Genomic DNA, 1,907 nt, shown 5'->3' with positions numbered 1-1,907 from the left:
AACCGGACCAACACCTCGGTGGCGGCGTTCTCGCTGCGCGCCCGGCCGGGCGCGCCGGCGTCGGTGCCGGTGGCCTGGGACGAGCTGGGCCCGCGGCTGCGGCCGGAGCGGCTGGGGGCGCGGACCGTCCCGCGGCGGCTGGCGCGGCTCGGCGCCGATCCGTGGGCGGGCTACGCGCGCGCCGCCCGGCCGCTCACCGACGCGCACCTGGCCGCGGTGGGCGCCGCGCCGGCGGGCGAGCCGGCGCGCGGCGGGGGGCGGCGGTGATCCGGATCGGCACGAGCGGCTTCCAGTACCGCCACTGGCGCGGCGTGCTCTACCCGGAGGACCTCCCCGCCCGCGCCTGGCTCGCGCGCTACGCCGAGCGCTTCGACACGGTCGAGCTGAACGCCACGTTCTACCGGCTCCCCACCGCGGAGGCGGCGGCGCGCTGGCGGGCGGTGGTCCCGGCCCGGTTCCGCTTCGCGGTGAAGGGCTCGCGCTACCTCACGCACATGAAGCGGCTGCTCGACACGGAGCGCGGGCTCGACCGCTTCTTCGCGCCGCTCGCCGCGCTCGGGCCGAAGCTCGGGCCGGTGCTGTGGCAGCTCCCGCCGGGCATGAAGCCGGACCTGGAGCGGCTGGACCGCTTCCTCTCGCGCCTGCCGCCGGGGCGGCACGCGCTGGAGGTGCGGGACGCGCGCTGGTACGTGGAGGAGGCCTGCGCGGTGCTGGACGCGCACGGCGCCGCGCTCTGCGAGCACGACCTGCTGCCCCGCCCTCCCCCGCGCCCGACCGGCGGCTGGCGCTACCTGCGCTTCCACGGCACGAGCGGCAGGTACCACGGGCGCTACGGCCGCGACGCCCTCGCGCCGGTGGCGCGCGACCTGCTCGGCTGGTCGGCGCGCGGGCGCGCCGCGTGGGTCTACTTCAACAACGACCTGCGCGGCGACGCGGTCCGCGACGCGCTGGCGCTGCTCGAGCTCGTCGGCGCGGGGCGGCCCGCGCCGGACGCGGGGATGCACGGTGGGTGACCGCGCGCGGCGCGCGCGTCACACCTCCAGCAGCATCCGCTCCGGATCCTCGATGCACTCCTTCACCTTCACGAGGAAGGAGACCGCCTCGCGGCCGTCCACCAGCCGGTGGTCGTACGAGAGCGCGACGTACATCATCGGCCGGACCACCACCTGGTCGTGCGCGTCCACCACCGCGCGCTTCTGGATCTTGTGCAGGCCGAGGATGCCGGACTGCGGCGGGTTGATGATGGGCGTGGAGAGCATCGACCCGTAGATGCCGCCGTTGGAGATCGTGAAGGTGCCGCCGGCGAGGTCCTCGAGCGTGATGCGGTTCTCCTTCGCCTTCTTCGCCAGCTCGCCGATGGTCGTCTCCACCTCGGCGAAGGAGAGCGCGTCGGCGTCGCGGACCACCGGGACCACCAGGCCCTTGCCGCCGCCGACCGCCACGCCGATGTCGTAGTGGTCCTTGTAGACGATGCTGTCGCCGCGGATCTCGCCGTTGACGCCGGGGTAGGCGCGCAGCGCCTCGATGGACGCCTTCACGAAGAAGGACATGAAGCCGAGCTTCACGCCGTGCTTCTTCAGGAACGTCTCGCCGTGCTGCTCGCGGAGCGCGAGCACCCGGGACATGTCCACCTCGTTGAAGGTGGTGAGCAGCGCCGCGGTGTGCTGCGCCTCCACCAGCCGGCGAGCCACCGTGCGGCGCAGCGGCGTCATCGCGACCACGCGCTCGCGCGGGCCGGCCACGGCCGGGGCCGCGGGCGCGGCCGGGCGCGCCTCGAGCGCGCGGGCCACGTCCTCCTTGCGGATCACCTGCTCCGGCGTCACGCCCAGCTCGGCCATCAGGCGCCGGGCCGACGGCGGCGCGCGGAACCCGGCGGCGGGCGCGGCCGGCGGCGGCGCGGCGGGCGC

The 1,907-nt window shown here is 76.0% G+C and carries 2 protein-coding genes and 1 pseudogene; 2 read left to right on the top strand and 1 reads right to left on the bottom strand.

Annotation, left to right across the window (positions count from 1 at the left end; genetic code table 11):
• Both PSR1_RS23110 and PSR1_RS23105 read left to right on the top strand, forming a co-directional pair.
• Nucleotides 1-267, top strand: a pseudogene (locus PSR1_RS23110) (DNA ligase D); the annotation flags it as partial.
• A complete protein-coding gene (locus PSR1_RS23105) occupies nucleotides 264-1,013 on the top strand; it encodes a DUF72 domain-containing protein (protein WP_059439627.1) in 750 nt (249 codons plus the stop codon). The pseudogene PSR1_RS23110 and the gene PSR1_RS23105, both read left to right, overlap by 4 nt.
• A gap of 18 nt (nucleotides 1,014-1,031) precedes the next feature.
• On the opposite strand, the gene sucB is transcribed toward PSR1_RS23105, so the two are convergent.
• On the bottom strand, nucleotides 1,032-1,907 hold an 876-nt coding region (sucB, locus tag PSR1_RS23100; protein WP_059439626.1), incomplete at its 5' end, for a dihydrolipoyllysine-residue succinyltransferase.

Source organism: Anaeromyxobacter sp. PSR-1 (assembly GCF_000964525.1).
Lineage (GTDB): Bacteria > Myxococcota > Myxococcia > Myxococcales > Anaeromyxobacteraceae > Anaeromyxobacter.
The sequence above is the reverse complement of the archived record's forward strand: the minus strand, read 5'-3'. Positions and strand labels throughout refer to the sequence as shown.